The following is a 795-nucleotide window of genomic DNA, read 5'->3' as shown; positions in this document are numbered from 1 at the left end:
GGCCGCCCCGGTGCGGGCGGCGCTGCGGGAGGGTCGTTTGCTGCGCTACGCCTTCGCCGGGGCGGCGCAGCAGGGCCAGGCCTATTCGGTGTTTCCGGATGCGCCAGCGCCGCAGGAGGAAAGCCTGCTGCTGCTGGAGGGGACGGAGCCGGGCCCGCTGGCGGCGCTGGCCGCCGCGCTGGCCGCGCCCGGTGACGATCTCGGCCAGTGGCGGCTGCTGCAAAGCCTGGATCGCGCGGAGCTGGCCGATTTGCCACGCCAGGCGCCGCGCGACGATCTGGAAAAAACCTGGCGCGAGGGCGCTGCGGGCTAGGAACGGGCCAGGGGCAGCTTGCTGCCGGCGGCGGCGCGCTCGGCCAGCACGGCGCGGCGGAAGCGGAACAGCCGGGCCGGGCGGCCGCCGGTCTCGGCGGTGCTTTCGCCGGTCTCCTCGACCAGGGCCTGCTGCTCCATCAGCCGGCGGAAATTCTGCTTGTGCAGCTTCTGCCCGGCCAGCGCCTCGACGCTGCGCTGCAGCTGCAGCAGGGTGAAGCGCTCCGGCATCAGCTCGAAGACGATGGGGCGGTAGCGGATCTTGGCGCGCAGCCGGGCGATGGCGGTGGCCAGGATGCGGCGATGGTCATGCGCCATCGGCTCGCCGGGGGCCTGCCAGGGGGCTTCCTCGCCGGGCCGCGCCGCCTCGGGCACCAGCCCCGCCTCGAAGAGCAGCTCGTAGCGCTGCAGCACCAGCTCGTCATTCCAGCCGGCCTCGTCCAGGCCGAAGGCGGCGGCCAGGCGCTGGCGGCGCTGGCGGCG

At 74.7% G+C, this 795-nt stretch carries 2 protein-coding genes; one reads left to right on the top strand and one right to left on the bottom strand.

Features of this window, described 5'->3' with window-relative positions; all coding sequences use genetic code 11:
- A partial coding sequence (locus tag HMPREF0731_RS22160; protein WP_007006505.1) for a hypothetical protein occupies positions 1-313 on the top strand: 313 nt, incomplete at its 5' end.
- Here the strand turns inward: HMPREF0731_RS22160 and HMPREF0731_RS22155 are convergent.
- Positions 310-795: NUDIX hydrolase (locus HMPREF0731_RS22155; protein ID WP_007006504.1), on the bottom strand; the 486-nt coding region annotated here is incomplete at its 5' end. The two genes, HMPREF0731_RS22160 and HMPREF0731_RS22155, sit on opposite strands and share 4 nt — an antisense overlap.

The sequence above is a fragment of the Pseudoroseomonas cervicalis ATCC 49957 genome (assembly GCF_000164635.1).
Taxonomy (GTDB): domain Bacteria; phylum Pseudomonadota; class Alphaproteobacteria; order Acetobacterales; family Acetobacteraceae; genus Pseudoroseomonas; species Pseudoroseomonas cervicalis.
Note: the sequence above shows the minus strand (reverse complement) of the source record. Positions and strands in the feature narration are given on the sequence as shown.